Source organism: Enterobacter sp. P82 (genome assembly GCF_037053385.1).
Lineage (GTDB): Bacteria > Pseudomonadota > Gammaproteobacteria > Enterobacterales > Enterobacteriaceae > Enterobacter.
Genome location: NZ_JBALHX010000001.1, coordinates 1,914,185 through 1,933,702 on the forward strand (window position 1 = coordinate 1,914,185; position 19,518 = coordinate 1,933,702).

At 53.4% G+C, this 19,518-nt stretch carries 16 protein-coding genes; 10 read left to right on the forward strand and 6 right to left on the reverse strand.

What is annotated here, in order from left to right; all coding sequences use genetic code 11:
- Positions 1–37: 37 nt before the first annotated feature.
- Positions 38–1,147, forward strand: a complete 1,110-nt coding sequence (locus tag WB237_RS09200) for a YcbX family protein (RefSeq protein ID WP_316943327.1) — start codon at positions 38–40, stop codon at positions 1,145–1,147.
- On the opposite strand, the gene zapC is transcribed toward WB237_RS09200, so the two are convergent.
- Together zapC and pyrD are read right to left on the reverse strand one after the other, a co-directional pair.
- Complete coding sequence (zapC, locus tag WB237_RS09205) at positions 1,144–1,686, reverse strand: cell division protein ZapC (RefSeq protein ID WP_336212466.1); 543 nt, start codon at positions 1,684–1,686, stop codon at positions 1,144–1,146. The genes WB237_RS09200 and zapC overlap by 4 nt on opposite strands.
- Before the next feature lie 165 nt (positions 1,687–1,851).
- Positions 1,852–2,862 (reverse strand): quinone-dependent dihydroorotate dehydrogenase, encoded by a 1,011-nt coding sequence (gene pyrD, locus WB237_RS09210; protein ID WP_028019223.1) that lies wholly within the window; start codon positions 2,860–2,862, stop codon positions 1,852–1,854.
- 248 nt (positions 2,863–3,110) lie between these two features.
- Between pyrD and ssuE the strand changes: the two genes are divergently transcribed.
- The 5 genes from ssuE to ssuB are packed head-to-tail and all read left to right on the forward strand — an operon-like array spanning position 3,111 to position 7,351.
- Positions 3,111–3,686, forward strand: coding sequence for an NADPH-dependent FMN reductase (ssuE, locus tag WB237_RS09215; protein ID WP_047346891.1), 576 nt, complete (start codon positions 3,111–3,113; stop codon positions 3,684–3,686).
- Complete coding sequence (locus WB237_RS09220; RefSeq protein WP_336212469.1) at positions 3,679–4,641, forward strand: sulfonate ABC transporter substrate-binding protein; 963 nt, start codon at positions 3,679–3,681, stop codon at positions 4,639–4,641. The genes ssuE and WB237_RS09220 overlap by 8 nt, the downstream gene beginning before the upstream one ends.
- The gene (gene ssuD, locus WB237_RS09225) at positions 4,638–5,783 is read left to right on the forward strand and encodes an FMNH2-dependent alkanesulfonate monooxygenase (protein WP_336212471.1); all 1,146 of its coding nucleotides are present in this window, start codon (positions 4,638–4,640) and stop codon (positions 5,781–5,783) included. Before WB237_RS09220 ends, ssuD begins: the two co-directional genes overlap by 4 nt.
- Positions 5,784–5,792: 9 nt before the next feature.
- The gene (gene ssuC, locus WB237_RS09230) at positions 5,793–6,584 is read left to right on the forward strand and encodes an aliphatic sulfonate ABC transporter permease SsuC (protein WP_336212473.1); all 792 of its coding nucleotides are present in this window, start codon (positions 5,793–5,795) and stop codon (positions 6,582–6,584) included.
- Positions 6,581–7,351 (forward strand): aliphatic sulfonates ABC transporter ATP-binding protein, encoded by a 771-nt coding sequence (gene ssuB, locus WB237_RS09235; protein ID WP_336212475.1) that lies wholly within the window; start codon positions 6,581–6,583, stop codon positions 7,349–7,351. Before ssuC ends, ssuB begins: the two co-directional genes overlap by 4 nt.
- A 49-nt stretch (positions 7,352–7,400) precedes the next feature.
- Here ssuB and pepN read toward each other — a convergent pair whose 3' ends face one another.
- The gene (pepN, locus tag WB237_RS09240; RefSeq protein WP_336212476.1) at positions 7,401–10,013 is read right to left on the reverse strand and encodes an aminopeptidase N; all 2,613 of its coding nucleotides are present in this window, start codon (positions 10,011–10,013) and stop codon (positions 7,401–7,403) included.
- Between the two features lie 254 nt (positions 10,014–10,267).
- Here pepN and pncB point away from each other — a divergent pair, with 254 nt between their 5' ends.
- The 4 genes from pncB (at position 10,268) to aspC (ending at position 16,178) form a co-directional block, all read left to right on the forward strand.
- Positions 10,268–11,470, forward strand: a complete 1,203-nt coding sequence (gene pncB / locus WB237_RS09245) for a nicotinate phosphoribosyltransferase (RefSeq protein WP_336212479.1) — start codon at positions 10,268–10,270, stop codon at positions 11,468–11,470.
- Between the two features lie 166 nt (positions 11,471–11,636).
- Positions 11,637–13,037, forward strand: coding sequence for an asparagine--tRNA ligase (gene asnS, locus WB237_RS09250; RefSeq protein WP_023335141.1), 1,401 nt, complete (start codon positions 11,637–11,639; stop codon positions 13,035–13,037).
- Between the two features lie 608 nt (positions 13,038–13,645).
- Positions 13,646–14,803, forward strand: coding sequence for a porin (locus WB237_RS09255; RefSeq protein WP_442892506.1), 1,158 nt, complete (start codon positions 13,646–13,648; stop codon positions 14,801–14,803).
- Between the two features lie 184 nt (positions 14,804–14,987).
- Positions 14,988–16,178 carry an aspartate transaminase gene (aspC, locus tag WB237_RS09260; RefSeq protein ID WP_008499949.1) on the forward strand — a complete coding sequence of 397 codons (1,191 nt, stop codon included), beginning with the start codon at positions 14,988–14,990 and terminating at the stop codon, positions 16,176–16,178.
- Positions 16,179–16,226: 48 nt separating this feature from the next.
- On the opposite strand, the gene WB237_RS09265 is transcribed toward aspC, so the two are convergent.
- From WB237_RS09265 to ldtD, 3 genes are all read right to left on the reverse strand, one after another.
- Entirely contained in the window at positions 16,227–16,874 is a 648-nt protein-coding gene (locus WB237_RS09265) for an MBL fold metallo-hydrolase (RefSeq protein ID WP_025755996.1), read from the reverse strand.
- A 20-nt stretch (positions 16,875–16,894) separates the two neighbouring features.
- Positions 16,895–17,446, reverse strand: a complete 552-nt coding sequence (locus WB237_RS09270) for a YcbK family protein (protein WP_168112384.1) — start codon at positions 17,444–17,446, stop codon at positions 16,895–16,897.
- Between the two features lie 175 nt (positions 17,447–17,621).
- Entirely contained in the window at positions 17,622–19,445 is a 1,824-nt protein-coding gene (ldtD, locus tag WB237_RS09275) for a L,D-transpeptidase (protein ID WP_336212486.1), read from the reverse strand.
- Positions 19,446–19,518: the final 73 nt, after the last annotated feature.

Sequence of the window (19,518 nt, forward strand, 5' to 3'; positions counted from 1 at the left end):
AAAGTTGAAGGCTTATTTTCATTCGAGGGAGTGTGCAGTGGCGACGTTATCCAGGCTTTTTATTCATCCGGTGAAATCCATGCGCGGCATTGGCATTTCTCACGCACTTGCCGACATGAGCGGATTTGCCTTCGATCGTATCTTTATGATCACTGAGCCTGACGGTACGTTCATTACTGCACGCCAGTTCCCGCAGATGGTTCGCTTTATCCCTTCCCCCCTTCATGACGGTTTGCATCTTACCGCGCCGGATGGTTCCAGTGTGGTGATCCGCTTTGCTGATTTTGCGCCTGTGGATGCGCCAACAGAAGTGTGGGGCAATCATTTTACCGCGCGTATTGCCACAGACGAGATTAACCGCTGGCTTAGCGGCTTCTTCTCGCGCGATGTGCAGTTACGCTGGGTAGGCCCGTCGCTGACGCGCCGCGTGAAGCGTCACGACGCAGTTCCGCTCTCATTTGCGGACGGTTTTCCTTTCCTGCTGACCAGTGAAGCCTCCCTGCGCGACCTGCAGCGCCGTTGTAAAGCCAGCGTTCAGATGGAGCAATTTCGCCCCAATCTGGTGGTAACCGGTACAGAAGCCTGGGAAGAAGACACCTGGAAAGTGATTCGCATCGGCAGTGTGATTTTCGACGTCGCGAAGCCATGCAGCCGCTGTATCTTTACCACCGTAAGCCCGGAGAAAGGCCAGAAGCACCCTTCCGGAGAACCGCTGAAAACCCTGCAATCGTTCCGCACTGCGCAGGACAATGGCGATGTGGATTTTGGCCTGAACCTGATCCCCCGTTCCAGCGGCGTGATCCGTGTCGGTGACGAGGTAGAAATTCTTGCCCGTGGACCCGCAAGAGTATATGGCTCCGGTCAGGAAGACGAGTTCGTAGACCTTGAGACACAGGTCAGCTCATCAGTGGATATTCACTGGCAGGGCAACATAATCCGGGGCAATAATCAGCAGGTTTTACTTGAACAGCTGGAACAAGCAGGGATCCGCATACCGTATTCCTGCCGCGCAGGGATCTGTGGCTGCTGTCGAATCAAGCTGGTTGAGGGTGAAGTCAGTGCGCTGAAAAAATCCGCAATAGCCGACGACGGGACAATTCTGTGCTGTAGCTGTATCCCAAAAACATCAGTACAACTGGAAGCTTAAACAGCCTGTTCCAGGCTGAAAGAATCCACACGAAGTTGGGGTTTCAGCCTGTCATTCATGACTTTGATGGCATCCCCAAGTTGCATCGTCCGCCCGGCAATTGTCACGCCGGGCTGAGCCAGCAGACAGAGCGCGGCATTTTCCCCAGGCTCAACCACCAGCAGGCTTACCTCTTCTGCGCTTTCACTCAGATTGACACTGGCCGCGTCGCCCGTTGCTGGCGTCCAGCTCATACCATGCGGCAGGAAATGCCAGCTTTTTGGCATTTGTGGTTTCAGGAAACGAATAGCCACCAGTGCATTTAATACCAGTTCGGCACGCTGCTCTTTAGAGAGCACCAGATCGCGACATTTTTCTTCAAAGGAGAAATAAAGCGCAGCATCGTCAACACAGAATCCTGACGGAGAAAAAGCGTCCGGGGTTAACATTCGGCGGGCAAAACGAGAACGAAACAACATACCATTGGCTAAATCGAGCATCATACGGTCATGCTCGTCGCAAAAATACCAGCGCCAGTTATCGTCAGGTTTAATTCGCATGTTTCTCTCCCGTCCCAAACGTCCTGTACTAAAAATGTCCTGCTCGTCGCTTCGTTTTTAACACCATTTAATAAAAGACTATAATGTCTAAATAAGCAACAATGACGGAATATAAAACAACCAGGGCCGGAAATAAAGCCCTGGTTGTCTGATTAAGAGAAAAGATTAGATATGAGTAACGATTTCTTTAATCAGCGGCGGTCCTTTAAAAATAAAGCCGGAATAGATTTGCACCAGTGACGCACCTGCCGCCATCTTCTCACGCGCAGCAATCACTGAGTCGATACCACCGACACCGATAATCGGTAAACGACCTTTTAATTCCGCTGACAAAGCACGAATAATTTCGGTGCTTTTTAATTGTACCGGGCGTCCACTTAACCCACCCGCTTCGTCACAGTTTTTCATTCCCTGAACCAGGGAGCGATCGAGTGTGGTATTGGTCGCAATCACACCATCAATATTATGGCGAACTAAACTGTCGGCAACCTGGATCAATTCTTCGACAGAAAGATCCGGGGCGATCTTAACCGCGACGGGAACATATTTATGGTGGATCGACTGGAGCTCATTTTGTTTATTTTTAATGGCACTCAGAAGATCGTCCAGCGCTTCACCATATTGCAAAGAACGCAGCCCCGGGGTATTGGGTGAGGAAATATTCACCGCAATATAACCAGCATAGGCGTAGACTTTTTCCATACAAATCAGATAGTCATCTTTACCTTGCTCTACCGGAGTGTCTTTATTTTTGCCAATATTGATACCTAATACGCCATCAAAATGGGCTTTTTTTACATTCTCAACGAGGTGATCGACACCGAGGTTATTAAAGCCCATGCGGTTGATCAAGCCTTCCGCTTCGACCAGACGGAACAGACGCGGCTTGTCATTTCCCGGTTGTGGGCGCGGCGTGACGGTACCGATTTCGATAGAGCCAAAGCCCATCGCGCCCAGGGCATCAATGCACTCGCCATTTTTGTCCAGACCTGCCGCTAGACCCAGCGGGTTTTTAAAGGTCAATCCCATGCATTGCACAGGTTTTTCCGGCACATTTTGACGCACCAGAGCGACCAGAGGCGTTCCTGTAATACGACGTAATTGCTGGAATGTAAATTCATGAGCGCGCTCAGGGTCGAGCTGGAAAAGGGCTTTACGAACGAAGGGGTAGTACATGAACTCTCCTGGATTCCCGGTGTGCAAACCGGGAGGGGATTATGGGCGATCCGACGCCGAAAGGGAATTGACCTGCGGCAAAAAATCAGCGTAAAACGCAATCGTTTACCTGCCGTAGTACTTCTTATGCTGTTTTTCGCATTTTAATTGCAGATAAATCATTTAGTGGAATAACCGCGCGGTGTCACACTCCTGAAAATTGTTATGAATGTTAGATAAAAGCAAACAATTGGTTATAAGGAGGAAGTATGCGCGTCATTACTCTGGCCGGAAGTCCACGATTCCCTTCGCGTTCCAGCGCCCTGCTGGAATATGCCCGTGAAAAGCTCAATGCCCTGGATGTGGAAGTGTGCCACTGGAACCTGCATAACTTCGAACCTGAGGATCTGCTCTACGCCCGTTTTGACAGCCCGGCGCTTAAAACCCTCATTGAGCAGCTTAAAGGCGCTGACGGCTTAATTGTGGCAACGCCTATTTATAAAGCCTCTTTTTCCGGTGCGCTGAAAACCCTGCTTGACCTGCTTCCCGAACGCGCACTGGATGGCAAAGTGGTGCTGCCCCTTGCCACAGGCGGCACGGTGGCCCATTTACTGGCGGTGGATTATGCCCTGAAGCCGGTCCTGAACGCGCTGAAAGCCCAGGAGATCCTCCACGGCGTCTTCGCGGATGACTCCCAGGTCATTGACTATCAGCACAAACCTCACTTTACGCCGAACCTGCAAACCCGCCTCGATAACGCCCTGGAAACCTTCTGGCATGCCCTGCACCGCAGGGATATCCAGGCTCCGGCGTTTGGTCAGCCTCAAGGAGTCGCCCATGTTTAAAACGTTAACCCGCATCGGCCTGGCAGGTTTGATGGCGCTTTCGTCGCTGGCCCACGCCGCCGATACGGCACCTGAAAGTTTACGCATTGGCTATCAGAAAGGCAGCGTGAGCATGGTGCTGGCGAAAAGCCACCAGCTTCTGGAAAAACGCTTCCCGGACACCAAATTCTCCTGGGTTGAGTTCCCGGCTGGCCCCCAAATGCTGGAGGCCCTGAACGTTGGCAGTATCGATATCGGCAGTACGGGCGATATCCCGCCGATATTTGCCCAGGCCGCCGGAGCAGACCTCGTCTACGTTGGCGTAGAGCCGCCCAAACCGAAGGCCGAAGTGATTCTGGTACCGGAAAAGAGCGACATTAAAAGCGTCGCCGATCTTAAAGGTCATAAAGTCGCATTCCAGAAAGGTTCCAGCTCGCACAACCTGCTGCTGCGCGCCCTGCAGGAAGCCGGGCTTAAGTTCACCGACATTCAGCCCGTCTACCTGACGCCTGCCGACGCGCGCGCCGCCTTCCAGCAGGGCAACGTTGACGCCTGGGCTATATGGGATCCGTACTACTCCGCCGCACTGCTGCAGGGCGGCGTTCGCGTGCTGAAAGACGGCACCACGCTGAAGCAGACCGGTTCGTTCTACCTTGCCGCAAGACCGTATGCGGAAAAGAACGGCGCATTTATTCAGGGCGTCCTGGAAACCTTCACCCAGGCCGATGCGCTGACCCAGAGCCAGCGTCAGGAGAGTATTGCCCTGCTGGCAAAAACCATGGGTTTACCTGAACCGGTGATCGCGAGCTATCTCAGCCACCGTCCACCAACCACCATTACGCCCGTAGACGCGCACGTCGCCGCACTTCAGCAGCAAACCGCTGACCTCTTCTATCAAAATCACCTGGTTCCTAAGCAGGTGGATATTCGTGAACGCATCTGGCAACCCGCTGGCAAAGAAGGAACAAAATCATGAGTCTGAATCTTTTCTGGTTTTTACCCACCCACGGTGATGGACACTATCTTGGTACAGAAGAGGGTTCACGCCCGGTTGACCATGGCTATCTGCAGCAGATTGCGCAGGCGGCGGACCGAATCGGTTTCACCGGGGTGCTGATCCCGACCGGACGGTCGTGTGAAGATGCGTGGCTGGTTGCTGCGTCGATGATCCCGATCACCCAGCGTCTGAAGTTCCTGGTTGCGCTGCGCCCGAGCGTCGTCTCCCCCACCGTGGCGGCGCGTCAGGCGGCAACCCTGGACAGACTGTCTAATGGTCGCGCGCTGTTTAACCTGGTAACGGGCAGCGATCCGCAGGAGCTGGCGGGCGACGGCGTGTTCCTCGACCACACCGAGCGCTATGAAGCCTCCGCCGAATTCACCCGCGTCTGGCGACGCCTGCTGGAAGGGGAAACCGTCACCTTCGAAGGCAAGCATATTCACGTTCGCGATGCGAAGCTCTACTTCCCGCCGGTGCAGCAGCCGCGCCCGCCCCTCTACTTTGGCGGATCGTCGGATGTGGCGCAGGACCTGGCGGCGGAGCAGGTTGATCTTTATCTGACCTGGGGCGAACCGCCCGAGCTGGTGAAAGAAAAAATTGCCCAGGTACGCGCTAAAGCGGCCGCCCATGGCCGCAAGGTACGCTTCGGTATCCGCCTGCATGTGATTGTGCGTGAGACCAACGAAGAAGCCTGGCAGGCGGCCGATCGTCTCATCTCCCATCTGGATGATTCCACCATCGCGAAAGCTCAGGCTGCGTTTGCCAAAACCGATTCCGTTGGGCAGCACCGGATGGCATCCCTGCACAACGGCAAGCGCGAGAACCTGGAGATCAGCCCAAACCTGTGGGCGGGTGTTGGTCTGGTTCGCGGCGGCGCGGGCACGGCGCTGGTTGGCGACGGTGCGACCGTGGCAGCCCGTATTAATGAATACGCTGACCTGGGCATCGACAGCTTTATTCTCTCCGGTTATCCGCATCTCGAAGAGGCGTACAAAGTGGGTGAGCTGTTATTCCCGCATCTGGATGTCGCCATCCCGGAAATTCCTCAACCGCAACCGCGCCAGCTTCAGGGCGAAGCCGTGGCGAACGAATTTATTCCACGAAAAGCCGCACAAAGCTAAGGAGTGACCATGTCTGTCATCTCACAAAAATGGCTCCTGCGCGCCGCCCCGTGGTTTTTGCCCGTCGGTATCGTGGCCGTCTGGCAGCTCGCATCGTCTATCGGCTGGCTGTCGAGCCGCATTCTGCCCGCACCTATGGGCGTTATCGAAGCGTTCTGGTCGCTGAGCGTCAGCGGAGAGCTGTGGCAACATCTGGCGATCAGTTCCTGGCGCGCCGTGATTGGGTTTTCCATCGGCGGCAGCATCGGCCTGATTCTGGGTTTGATCAGCGGTCTTTCACGCTGGGGCGAGCGGCTGCTGGATACGTCCATTCAGATGCTGCGCAACGTTCCGCATCTGGCGCTGATCCCGCTGGTGATTTTGTGGTTTGGTATTGATGAGAGCGCCAAAATATTCCTCGTCGCGCTGGGCACTCTGTTCCCGATTTACATCAATACCTGGCATGGGATCCGTAACATCGATCGTGGTTTGGTCGAAATGGCACGCAGCTATGGTTTATCGGGTTTCGCCCTCTTTACCCACGTCATTCTCCCTGGCGCCCTGCCCTCCATTATGGTCGGGGTGCGTTTTGCGCTTGGCCTGATGTGGCTAACGTTGATAGTGGCGGAGACCATCTCAGCCAACTCTGGCATCGGTTATCTGGCGATGAACGCTCGCGAATTCCTGCAAACGGACGTGGTGGTAGTCGCGATCATCCTTTATGCCCTGCTCGGCAAACTCGCCGATGTCAGCGCCCAGTGGCTGGAACGCAGCTGGCTGCGCTGGAACCCGGCCTATTCCCTTCAGGAGGCGAAAGCATGAATACAGCACGACTGAACCAGGGGACGCCGTTACTGCTGAACGGCGTGACCAAACGCTATGGCGAAAACACCATTCTGAATGCGCTGGATCTGCACATTCCTGCCGGACAATTCGTAGCCGTTGTCGGACGCAGCGGCGGCGGTAAGAGCACGCTGTTGCGCCTGTTAGCCGGACTGGAGGTTCCAAACGGTGGTGAGATTCTTGCCGGTACAACACCGCTGGCAAATATTCAGAACGATACCCGCATGATGTTTCAGGATGCGCGCCTGCTGCCATGGAAAACGGTCATTGATAACGTCGGGCTGGGGCTTAAAGGCAACTGGCGAGAGGAGGCCCGCCAGGCGCTTGCCGCCGTAGGCCTGGAAAATCGCGCGGATGAATGGCCTGCGGCGCTGTCAGGTGGACAGAAGCAGCGCGTAGCGCTGGCGCGGGCGTTAATCCATCGTCCGGGCCTGTTGTTGCTTGATGAGCCGCTTGGCGCACTCGACGCCCTGACACGAATCGAAATGCAGGATTTGATTGGATCCCTGTGGCAGAAGCACGGCTTTACGGTGCTACTGGTGACGCATGACGTGTCTGAAGCGGTAGCGATGGCCGATCGTGTGCTGTTAATAGAAGAAGGGAAAATGGGTCTGGATCTGACGGTGGATATTGCGCGCCCTCGCCGCGTAGGTTCGGCAAGACTGGCGGAGCTGGAGGCAGAAGTGCTGGATCGGGTGATGAAGCGCGGGGGCACGGAGTTACAGCGAGCTAAGGCTAATGCCTGATGCATTCACCCCGGCCCTCTCCCGTTGGGAGAGGGAGGGTTAACTTTTATTACGCTAACGCTTTAGCAATCTTCTCGTACAGATCGCCAGAAAGGTTTTCCAGTCCTTTCAGCTGCTCAAGCGCGGCACGCATTTTCGCCTGGCGCTTCGCATCGTAGCGATTCAGACGGATAAGCGGCTCGATCAGACGTGATGCCACCTGCGGGTTACGGCTGTTCAGCTCGGTCAGCATTTCAACCATGAACTCATAGCCGCTGCCGTCTTCGGCGTGGAACGCGGCCGGGTTGCTGCTGGCAAACGCGCCAATCAGGGAACGTACGCGGTTCGGGTTGCTCATGGTAAACGAACGGTGCTTCAGCAGGCTGCGTACTTTGCTGAGCGCGTCTTGCGCCGGGCTGGTCGCCTGCAGGATGAACCATTTATCCATCACCAGGCCATCCTGATGCCACTTGTCGTCATACTCCTGCATCAGCGCATCACGGCACGGCAGTTCGGCGGCTACGCTTGCAGCCAGGGCAGCCAGCGCGTCAGTCATGTTATCCGCGTCATGATACTGCTTGCTTACCAGCGTGTTCGCCAACTCAGCCTCACCAAACGCCAGATAGCGCAGGCAGGTATTACGTAGAGAACGCTTACCGATGTCCGCGTGCTCTACGCGATAAGCATCAAGTTTATTGGCGTTATAAATCGCCAGGAACTCATCGGCCAGTTCTGCAGCCAGCGTACGGGTCAACGCTTCACGCACCGCGACGATGGCAATTGGGTCGATGATGTCAAACAATTCGGCGATTTCAGTCGCTGACGGCAGAGTCAGAATTTCAGCGGCCAGCGCCGGGTCAATCTTCTCATCCAGCAGGATCGCGCGGAACGCGTCAGCCACATGAGCAGGCAGCGACAGCGGCTGGCCCTGCTGATGACGGTTTACGTTGAGCTTAATGTAGGTCGCCAGCAGACTTTGCGCGGCATCCCAACGGGAGAAGTCGTTACGCGCATGACGCATCAGGAACGTCAACTGCTGATCGCTCCATTTATACTCCAGTTTCACTGGTGCAGAGAACTCACACAGCAGCGCAGGGACCGGCTGGAAGTAAACGTTGTCGAAGATGAAGGTCTGCTCTGCCTGGGTCACATTCAGCACGTGGTGTACCGGGTGGCCGCCTTTCTGAAGAGGAATGACTTTGCCTTCGTTATCATACAGTTCAATGCTGAACGGAATGTGAAGCGGATGTTTCTCTTCCTGCTCCGCTGTCGGCGGCGTGCGCTGGCTGATGGTCAGGGTGTACTGTTCGGTTTCCGGGTTGTAATCGTCTTTGACGGTGACAATCGGCGTACCGGCCTGGCTGTACCAGAGGCGGAAGTGAGAGAGATCCACATTGGAGGCATCTTCCATCGCCTGAACAAAATCGTCGCAGGTGGCCGCGCTGCCATCATGACGTTCGAAGTAGAGCTGCATCCCTTTCTGGAAGTTCTCTTCACCCAGCAGAGTGTGGATCATGCGGATAATTTCAGAACCTTTTTCATACACCGTCAGGGTGTAGAAGTTGTTCATCTCAATGACTTTATCCGGGCGGATCGGGTGCGCCATTGGGCTGGCATCTTCCGCAAACTGCAGACCGCGCATAGTACGCACGTTGTTGATGCGGTTAACCGCACGAGACCCCAGATCGGAACTGAACTCCTGGTCACGGAAGACGGTCAGTCCCTCTTTCAGACTCAACTGGAACCAGTCGCGGCAGGTGACGCGGTTACCTGTCCAGTTGTGGAAATATTCGTGACCTATAACGCGTTCGATATCGAGATAATCTTTATCGGTGGCAGTATCAGTGCGGGCCAGCACGTATTTGGAGTTAAAGATGTTAAGGCCCTTATTCTCCATCGCGCCCATGTTGAAGAAATCGACAGCCACAATCATATAGATGTCGAGATCATATTCGAGACCAAAGCGCTCTTCGTCCCACTTCATGGAGTTGATAAGCGACGTCATCGCCCACGGTGCACGGTCCAGGTTGCCACGGTCAACAAACAGCTCGAGTGCCACTTCGCGGCCGGAGCGTGTTTTAAAGGTGTCGCGTAACACATCGAAATCACCCGCCACCAGCGCAAACAGATAGCATGGTTTCGGGAACGGATCCTGCCATTGCACCCAGTGACGGCCGTTCTCCAGTTCGCCTTCTCCCACACGGTTTCCGTTGGAAAGCAGGAATGGGTAGAGCGTTTTATCGGCGATAATTTTCGTTGTGAAGCGTGCCAGCACATCCGGGCGATCGAGATACCAGGTGATGTGACGGAAACCTTCCGCTTCACACTGAGTGCACAGGGCCACACCAGACTGGTAAAGTCCTTCCAGCGCCGTGTTGGCGGCCGGGCTGATTTCATTCACGATGCGCAGAGTAAAGTGTTCCGGCAGGTTGTCGATCACCAGCTGGTTGTTTTCTTCTTTATAGTCAGACCAGGCTTCATCATTAATATGCAGGGAGACCAACGTCAGGTCTTCACCATCAAGACGCAGCGGCACAGCAGTCGCACTGTGGCGCGTCACCTGACTTACCGCCGTCACAACGGTTTTAGTGGCATCCAGGTCAAAAGTCAGATCGATATCGCTAATCAGGTATTCCGGCGCACGGTAGTCGTGGCGGTATTTGGCTTGTGGCTGTTGTGTCATAGAAAACCTTATGCATCGTTTGTCGAGTAACGTTTCAATATATTCCTGTTGTGTAAAACGCGCTACGCAGAATGTTCATCTTTTCAGGTACAAAACCCTTTTTTGCTACATTTATATAACATGGGGCACAAAATGCCCTCGACCATAAAACGCGCTTATGTTGTGATCGGGGTTCAATAAATCACTAAACAAGGTATACTCCGGAGTTGTTTATTGTACTAAACGCTCCTGTGAGAGGATGCTACTGCGCACCTATGACTCAATTCGTTTCTCCTGTTCTGCATACGTTGCTGGATACTGACGCGTATAAACTGCATATGCAGCAAGCCGTTTTCCACCATTACTATGACGTTCATGTCGCGGCCGAATTCCGCTGCCGTGGCGACGACTTGCTCGGTATCTACGCAGACGCTATTCGTGAACAGGTCGATGCTATGCAGCATCTGACGTTGCAGGACGATGAATATCAGTGGCTCTCTGGCCTGCCTTTCTTCAAAGCTGACTACCTGAACTGGCTGCGCGACTTCCGCTATAAGCCAGAGCAGGTCACTGTACTTAATGATAATGGTAAGCTGGATATTCGTCTCGAAGGTCCGTGGCGTGAAGTGATCATGTGGGAAGTGCCGCTTCTGGCGGTGATCAGTGAACTGGCCCACCGCTACCGCTCGCCAGAAACCGGTGTTGAACAGGCGGTCGCAGCGCTGGAAACCAGGCTCGCGGGCTTCACCACGCTGACCGAAGGGCTGGATATGTCCCGCTTCCGCCTGATGGACTTTGGCACCCGTCGCCGTTTCTCTCGCGACGTTCAGGAGGCCATCGTTAAGCGTCTGCAGCAGGAACCGTGGTTTGTGGGCACCAGCAACTACGATCTGGCCCGTCGCCTTAATCTCACGCCTATGGGCACCCAGGCGCATGAATGGTTCCAGGCGCATCAGCAGATAAGTCCAGACCTGGCGAACAGCCAGCGCGCGGCGCTGGCCGCATGGCTAGAGGAGTACCCAAATCAACTGGGGATCGCCCTCACCGACTGTATTACGATGGATGCCTTCCTGCGCGATTTTGGTCCCGAGTTCGCTGAGCGTTACCAGGGGTTACGTCATGATTCCGGTGATCCGGTTGAATGGGGTGAGAAGGCTATTGCCCACTACGAAAAGCTGGGTATTGATCCAATGAGCAAGGTTCTGGTCTTCTCCGATAATCTTGACCTGCCGAAAGCTGTTGAGCTCTATCGCCAGTTCAACACCAGAGTTAACCTGAGCTTCGGGATTGGTACCCGTTTGACCTGTGACATCCCTCAGGTGAAACCACTGAACATCGTCATAAAATTGGTGGAATGTAACGGCAAGCCGGTGGCGAAGCTCTCCGATAGCCCGGGTAAAACCATCTGCCATGACAAAGCGTTTGTCCGCGCGCTACGTAAAGCGTTCGATCTTCCCCAGATCAAAAAAGCCAGCTAAGTGCTTAAGGGAGCCTTTATGGCTCCCCTCTCCTTATTTATTTCTCAATTCTTCTCTTTTGACTGCGAAATTTACTTGTCTGATAGCAGATGGCAGGTAACATAGATATCCCCCCATAAGGGTGGACAAGTGTCTATTTTTTCCGACTATTAACAGAGAGAATATTATGAGCGTTGTGCCTGTAGCCGACGTACTCCAGGGCCGTGTCGCCGTTGACCAGGAAGTCACCGTGCGCGGATGGGTGCGTACCCGCCGAGATTCTAAAGCTGGCATCTCCTTCCTTGCCGTCTATGACGGTTCCTGCTTTGATCCTGTACAGGCCGTCATTAATAATTCTCTGCCCAATTACAATGATGACGTTCTGCATCTGACGACGGGTTGTTCCGTTATCGTTACCGGTGTCGTTGTGGCATCACCGGGCCAGGGCCAGAGTTTCGAAATTCAGGCATCCGCAATCGAAGTGACCGGCTGGGTTGAAGATCCGGATACTTATCCGATGGCGGCCAAACGTCACAGCATTGAGTATCTGCGTGAAGTCGCTCACCTGCGCCCGCGTACCAACCTGATTGGTGCAGTGGCGCGTGTGCGTCATACCCTGGCCCAGGCACTGCATCGTTTCTTCGATGAACAAGGTTATTTCTGGGTGTCTACCCCGCTGATCACCGCGTCCGATACTGAAGGCGCAGGTGAAATGTTCCGCGTCTCGACGCTGGACATGGAAAACCTGCCGCGTACCCCAGAAGGTAAAGTGGACTATGACAAAGACTTCTTCGGCAAAGAGGCTTTCCTGACGGTTTCTGGCCAGTTGAACGGTGAAACCTACGCCTGTGCGCTGTCCAAAATCTACACCTTTGGCCCAACCTTCCGCGCCGAAAACTCCAACACCAGCCGTCACCTGGCGGAATTCTGGATGCTGGAGCCTGAAGTGGCATTCGCCGACCTGGACGATGTTGCGGGTCTGGCGGAAGCGATGCTGAAGTATGTCTTCAAAGCGGTCCTGGAAGAACGTCCTGACGACATGAAATTCTTCGCAGAGCGCGTAGACAGCGATGCTGTAGCGCGTCTGGAGCGTTTCGTTTCTGCTGACTTTGCACAGGTGGATTACACCGACGCGGTAGCAATCCTTGAGAAATGCGGTGAGAAGTTCGAGAACCCGGTTTACTGGGGCGTTGACCTGGCGTCTGAGCATGAACGCTATCTGGCCGAGAAACATTTCAAAGCACCGGTTGTCGTGAAAAACTACCCGAAAGACATTAAGGCCTTCTATATGCGCCTTAACGAAGACGGTAAAACCGTTGCAGCGATGGACGTACTGGCGCCGGGCATTGGTGAAATCATCGGCGGTTCTCAGCGTGAAGAGCGTCTCGACGTACTTGACGCGCGTATGGAAGAGATGGGTCTCAATCCGGCTGACTACAGCTGGTATCGCGATCTGCGCCGTTACGGTACCGTTCCGCACGCCGGTTTTGGTCTGGGCTTTGAGCGTCTGATCGCCTACGTTACCGGTGTTCAGAACGTACGTGATGTTATTCCGTTCCCACGTACTCCACGTAACGCCAGCTTCTAATCCACAAAAACATCAATGGCCAGCAAATGCTGGCCATTATTTTATTCTGCATTGTCAGTTTACGTCAGCGTAAAGTCAGCATTTTTAAACCACCACCCCGTCACAACCGCTACCTGTTACGTATTGTTTCCGTGAAATATCCAGCCACAAAAAACAAACTCCATTCTTATTGCGATTATTACATCCTCAAGCAATAGCACAAATTTCAACCACTTTTTTGGCCATCCAGATGTCTTTATTGCATCATAAGAAAAAATGAGTCGTTTAACATCTGTTTATATGAATTGCCTTTATCCAAATTAATTATAAGGAATTCATATATATAGAATAGATGCTGACGCTTAATTCGCCAGGGAGTTCTGAAGTTTGAGGTGGTTCACAAAGTTCCGAAAAATACATATTTAGTTACACATATTTTCTTTTGGTTGCTTAATCTTGAGAATTGTAGCACTTTCAGGCTAGCGAAACGCTTCGGTGAATGGAAAGATGCCTGTCAGATACATAAAGACACCAAACTCTCATCAATAGTTCCGGAAATATTTATTGACAGAATTTATTGACGGCAGTGGCGAGTGTCATAAAAAAACCAATGAGGGTAATAAATAATGATGAAGCGCAATATTCTGGCAGTGGTTATCCCTGCTCTGCTGGTAGCTGGTGCAGCTAACGCTGCAGAAATCTACAACAAAAACGCTAACAAGCTGGACTTCTACGGTAAAGCTGTGGGTGAACACATCTGGACCACCAACGGTGACACCAGCAACGAAGATACCACCTATGCCCGTATCGGCTTCAAAGGTGAAACCCAGATCAACGACCAGATCACTGGTTACGGTCAGTGGGAATACAACATGGACGCGTCCAACGCAGAAGGTTCTCAGGGTACTAAAACCCGTCTGGCATTTGCTGGTCTGAACTTTGGCGACGCGGGCTCTCTGGACTACGGTCGTAACTACGGCGCTATCTATGACGCGGCAGCATATACCGATATGCTGGTTGAATGGGGCGGTGACTCATGGGTTGCGACTGATAACTTCATGAACGGTCGTGCTTCTGGCCTTCTGACCTACCGTAACAAGAACTTCTTCGGTCTGGTTGATGGTCTGAGCTTCGCCCTTCAGTATCAGGGTAAAAACGAGCGTAGCAATGCTGTCGCTGCAACCTACACCGCCGATGGTCAGCTGATCAACGTTGGTCGTGGTGGTAACGGCGCTAAAGGTAACGGTGATGGCTTCAGCTCCTCTGTTCAGTACGAACTGGGCGAAGGCTTCGCACTGGCAGCCGGTTATGAAACTGCTGACCGTACCAATGAGCAGGTTGCTGCTGGCAACTCCGCTGATTGGGCAAGCGCCGGTGGCGATCGTGCGGAAGCATGGTCTACTGCAGCGAAATACGATGCGAACAACATCTATGCAGCAGTTCAGTATGCTGAAACCACTAACATGACTCGTGAAGCTGATAACAACTTCGCGAACAAAACCCAGAACATCGAAGCTGTTGTTCAGTACCAGTTCGACTTCGGTCTGCGTCCATCCCTGGGCTACGTCCAGTCTAAAGGTAAAGACCTGAAAGCACGCGGAACCTTCAACGGTGGCGATGCTGACCTGGTGAAATACATCGAACTCGGTACCTGGTACTACTTCAACAAGAACATGAACGTGTACGCTGCGTACAAATTCAACCTGCTGGATGACAACGCTTACTCTGAATCTGCCAAGCTGGCAACAGACGATCAGGCAGCAGTTGGTATCGTTTACCAGTTCTAATCAGTACACCACTTTGTTATATGCTTAATGAACAGGGCTTCGGCCCTGTTTTTTTATGCCTGACAGAAAATAATGGCGACTTTTGAAAAGCCGCACGCTTTTCGTCGCAAACGGTTGGCATTTTGTAAATCTACCGTTAACCTGATAGCGGATTTCACTTCTGTAATCACAATGGAACTTCGTCATGTTTGAGAACATTACCGCCGCTCCTGCCGACCCTATTCTGGGCCTGGCCGATCTGTTTCGTGCCGACGACCGCCCTGGCAAAATCAACCTGGGTATTGGTGTATATAAAGATGAAACCGGCAAAACTCCGGTACTGACCAGCGTTAAGAAAGCTGAGCAGTATCTGCTGGAAAACGAAACCACCAAAAACTACCTCGGTATTGATGGTATCCCTGAATTTGGTCGCTGCACCCAGGAGCTGCTGTTCGGTAAAGGCAGCGCAATTGTGAGTGACAAACGGGCCCGTACAGCACAGACCCCTGGCGGTACCGGTGCGCTGCGCGTGGCGGCAGATTTCCTTGCGAAAAACACCTCTGTTAAGCGTGTCTGGGTAAGCAATCCAAGCTGGCCGAACCACAAGAGCGTCTTTAACTCTGCGGGTCTGGAAGTGCGTGAATACGCTTACTACGACGCAGCAAACCACTCTCTCGACTTTGACGGACTGCTGGCCAGCCTGAGCGAAGCACAGGCGGGTGACGTGGTGCTGTTCCACGGTTGCTGCCATAACCCAACCGGTATCGATCCGACGCTTGAGCAGTGGGAACATCTGGCGAAGTTGTCCGTAGAAAAAGGCTGGCTGCCGCTGTTTGACTTTGCCTACCAGGGCTTCGCCCGTGGTCTGGAAGAAGATGCAGAAGGCCTGCGCGCGTTCGCTGCCGTACACCAGGAGCTGATTGTCGCAAGCTCTTATTCCAAGAACTTCGGTCTGTACAATGAGCGTGTAGGTGCCTGTACGCTGGTCGCGGCAAACGACGAGACCGTCGATCGTGCGTTCAGCCAGATGAAATCGGTTATCCGTGCTAACTACTCTAACCCACCAGCACACGGTGCGTCTGTTGTTGCCACTATCCTGAGCAACGATGCGCTGCGCGCCATCTGGGAACAAGAGCTGAATGACATGCGTCAGCGTATTCAGCGCATGCGCCTGCTGTTTGTGAACACCCTGGCTGAGAAAGGCGCTGACCGCGACTTCAGTTTCATCATCAAACAGAACGGTATGTTCTCTTTCAGTGGCCTGACCAAAGAGCAGGTTCTGCGTCTGCGTGAAGAGTTCGGTGTGTACGCAGTGGCGTCTGGCCGCGTGAACGTGGCAGGCATGACGCCTGACAACATGGCACCACTGTGCGAAGCGATTGTCGCCGTACTGTAATTTGCACCCATAAAAAAGCCTGCGTTTGCAGGCTTTTTTTTATTCTGGTTACCAGACGGGCATTTCATCCTGAAGGAACGGGTTATGGAGCCGTTCATATCCCAGCGTTGACATCGGACCGTGTCCAGGGATAAACGTCACATCATCGCCCAGCGGCAATAACTTCTGTTTAATCGACTGAATCAGTTGCCCGTGGTCACCACGTGGAAAGTCGCTGCGTCCTACGCCACCTTTGAAAATCACATCGCCGGAAATCAGCAGACGGGACTGGTCATCAAAGAAGACGATATGACCTGGCGTATGCCCAGGACAATGCAACACCTGTAAAGTCACATTCCCTACGTTCACACGCTCTCCTTCATTCAGCCAACGATCGGGCGTCAGAGGTTGACACTCATCAAGGCCAAACATGCGACTTTGGGCTGGCAAACCCTGCAGCCAGAACTCATCTTCTTTTTCCGGACCGATCACCGGCACACCATAGTGCTGTGCCAGTTCCGCCGCTGCGCCGACATGGTCAAGGTGACCATGCGTCAGTAATATCTGCATCAGCGTCACACCGCTATCTGCAACTTCCTGTTTGATCTTCTCAGCGTCACCGCCGGGATCGACAAGCGCGGCCAGTTTGGTTTGTTCACACCAGATTAATGAACAATTCTGGGAAAACGCCGTAACCGGAATAATACGATAGTTCATACTGCTCCTGTGTTTCGTTATTACCAGTGCCGAACTGGACCGGTATCAATATGTACAAAGTTGCTGCTGGGGTAATATCCTACACCACCTGCACGCATAGATAACGCAGCTTTGCGAATATTGGCTAACGAAACGCCTTCAATGTGGAAATCCATTGCCTGTCCCTTCGTGTGATAGCTTTTTTTCGCTACCCCGCGACTATGGGCGCGCAGTTCATTGTTAGTATCAATTGAGCGATAACCAGAAATAAGCTGCACCGGCTTGCTGGTACCCAGCAGGCCCTGAAGGCGGAAAAGCTGATCAAACAGTCCTGGGTCGATGGCTTTTATTTTATTCGCGCGGTAATCACGGAAAAAGTGGTTAAGTCTTGCTAATTCATCCTGAATATAGCCTCTGCCATCGAAGAATTCCGCTTTTAGCGACTCACCGGTATGGAGATTGTTGAGCGTTAAAACTCGCGGACGAGGTGTCGAGAGGGTGGCAAATGCTGGCGTCGGCAAGATGGCCGCTGCGCCGAGCGCAACACCACCTAACGCCAGCAGTTTGCGGCGATTAGCGTCAAATTTGTCCATGATAATCAGGTCTACAGGTCAATGTTTATCGTAATATGCTTAGCGCACGAAGGGCACCTTAACTGGCAAAACCGGGTACGTCAAGGCGCCCAACCCCAGTGAATACGCGGCTTACAGCGATATTGCCCCTTATTCACCATAACTTACGACAATCATTTTTCCCGAACTGCTTCATTTACCTGATTAATTGTTCGGCTTTTGGCAAAATTTGTGCGCCGGATCGCGCGGTGAGATCATAATTGTAAATATCTGTACGATACTGAGTACGCCCGTCTTCGCCAACAAACGCGGTCAGATAGTAAAGATTGACCGGAATATTGTGTCGAATGTTAACGTACCGTGTATCCCCCTGTTTCAGGGCGTCAGAAATACGCGTATCGTTCCAGCCCGCATCCTGCAACAGCATATTGGCAAGCTCGGAGGCTTTGTTCACGCGCACACAGCCAGAACTCAGGGCTCGAGTATCTTTCTGGAACAGGTTGTGGTTCGGCGTATCGTGCAGATAGATAGCTTCTGAACTCGGCATATTGAATTTGTAGCGTCCCAGCGAGTTATGCGCCCCTGGAGCTTGCTGGAAGCGGAACGGCAAATTAGACGCCGTAATCGTCGACCAGTCGACCATATACGGATCGATGGCCTCTTTGCTGTTCCATCCCCGCATAACCGTATAGCCATGACGTTCCAGGTAACCCGGATCGTTCCAGACTTTAGGCAGAATATCTTTGCGTGCCAGTGTCGGCGGCACATTCCACGGCGGGTTAACCACCACGTTATTCAGCGCACTGCTCATCATCGGTGTTTTACGATCGGGACGTCCGACAATCACGCGTGACGCCAGTACTTCACTACCGTTCTGATAATAGACCAGCGAATACGCAGGAATGTTAACCATGATCCCGGTAGAGAGCGTTCCCGGCAGTAAGCGCAAACGCTGAATATTGAGCGCCAGCACCCCTGCCCGCTGCGCAGGTGATACGTTCAACCAGTCACGCGTCGACTGACCAATGACACCATCGGCCCCCAGCCCCTGAGCGGCCTGGAATTGTTTAACTGCCGCAACCAGTTCGCGATCGTAAGGCGCCGGTTTGTCGCTCACAACCACCGCTTTCTTTTCTTTCACAGAGGCTGACGGACTGACCACGACGTTTTGCGGATCATCACCAGGCAGGGCAATCTTTGGCCCGCCGTCCAGAATACCGGCACGCTTTAAGATCTCACGCAGGGCAGGCACATCGCTGCTCCACTGCCCCGGACGCAGCGTCGCACTGCCGCGCATTTGCGGCCATGGACGCGAATCCCCCACCAGTTCAAGAAGCGACTGGTGCAGGGTGGCATATTGCGGATGCGCTGGCGCAAGACTGGCTATAAAGCGGGGTAGATCGCCATTATCGAGGGCCAACTGCCACTGATTAATCACCGACAGTGCCGGCGTCGCCAGCTTATAAGGCTTATCACTATACAACCAGCGGTTGCCATTAACCGGAATACCAGCCACAAACTGCAGGTAGCCCATCATGGCATCAGAAAGCACCACGTCCCGCGCTTGCCCGGTGACTGCAGGATCGGTTAACAGCTGAACCCACGCTGTAAACTGCGGCTGGAACCCGGCAATCGCCACTTCCGCAAGCTGTTGCTGAAAGGCGCGTACTGCGTCACGGTTGTCCCACATCGGTTTCATATCGCGGGCAGCATAGAGCAGAGTGAGCTGATTGATATAGACAGGTGTGTACCCTGAAGGCAGCCCGGCGTGTAGCTGCTGACGGAGAGAGTCGACGTCAATGCCTTCGGGCAACGGTTTAATACCGGCCATAATTGCCGTTGCAGGTGACTGTTCCAGCGGTTGAGACAACGACGTTGGCTGTGCGCCTGTCGTTGCGGAGCTGTCAGTCGGCACAATTTCAGGCTCATCGGCCTGAGCGGTTAACAGCGGAGCAAACATCACTGCCAGGCATAAGCTGAGCGCAGACAGCTGACGACCACATTTTTTCTTTAGCAACATCCCTTGCCCCCTGTTTTCACGACATGCCCATCACGGTGGGGCTTTCTTCTATTATAGGTAGACGGCAAATCAG

Coding starts and splice junctions, on each gene's coding strand:
- zapC (WP_336212466.1), bottom strand. CDS start 1,686: ATGCGAATTAAACCTGACGATAACTGGCGCTGGTATTTTTGCGACGAG.
- ssuC (WP_336212473.1), top strand. CDS start 5,793: ATGTCTGTCATCTCACAAAAATGGCTCCTGCGCGCCGCCCCGTGGTTT.
- pncB (WP_336212479.1), top strand. CDS start 10,268: ATGACTCAATTCGTTTCTCCTGTTCTGCATACGTTGCTGGATACTGAC.
- ssuE (WP_047346891.1), top strand. CDS start 3,111: ATGCGCGTCATTACTCTGGCCGGAAGTCCACGATTCCCTTCGCGTTCC.
- WB237_RS09265 (WP_025755996.1), bottom strand. CDS start 16,874: ATGAACTATCGTATTATTCCGGTTACGGCGTTTTCCCAGAATTGTTCA.
- ldtD (WP_336212486.1), bottom strand. CDS start 19,445: ATGTTGCTAAAGAAAAAATGTGGTCGTCAGCTGTCTGCGCTCAGCTTA.
- WB237_RS09270 (WP_168112384.1), bottom strand. CDS start 17,446: ATGGACAAATTTGACGCTAATCGCCGCAAACTGCTGGCGTTAGGTGGT.
- pyrD (WP_028019223.1), bottom strand. CDS start 2,862: ATGTACTACCCCTTCGTTCGTAAAGCCCTTTTCCAGCTCGACCCTGAG.
- aspC (WP_008499949.1), top strand. CDS start 14,988: ATGTTTGAGAACATTACCGCCGCTCCTGCCGACCCTATTCTGGGCCTG.
- asnS (WP_023335141.1), top strand. CDS start 11,637: ATGAGCGTTGTGCCTGTAGCCGACGTACTCCAGGGCCGTGTCGCCGTT.
- WB237_RS09255 (WP_442892506.1), top strand. CDS start 13,646: ATGAAGCGCAATATTCTGGCAGTGGTTATCCCTGCTCTGCTGGTAGCT.
- pepN (WP_336212476.1), bottom strand. CDS start 10,013: ATGACACAACAGCCACAAGCCAAATACCGCCACGACTACCGTGCGCCG.
- WB237_RS09220 (WP_336212469.1), top strand. CDS start 3,679: ATGTTTAAAACGTTAACCCGCATCGGCCTGGCAGGTTTGATGGCGCTT.
- ssuB (WP_336212475.1), top strand. CDS start 6,581: ATGAATACAGCACGACTGAACCAGGGGACGCCGTTACTGCTGAACGGC.
- ssuD (WP_336212471.1), top strand. CDS start 4,638: ATGAGTCTGAATCTTTTCTGGTTTTTACCCACCCACGGTGATGGACAC.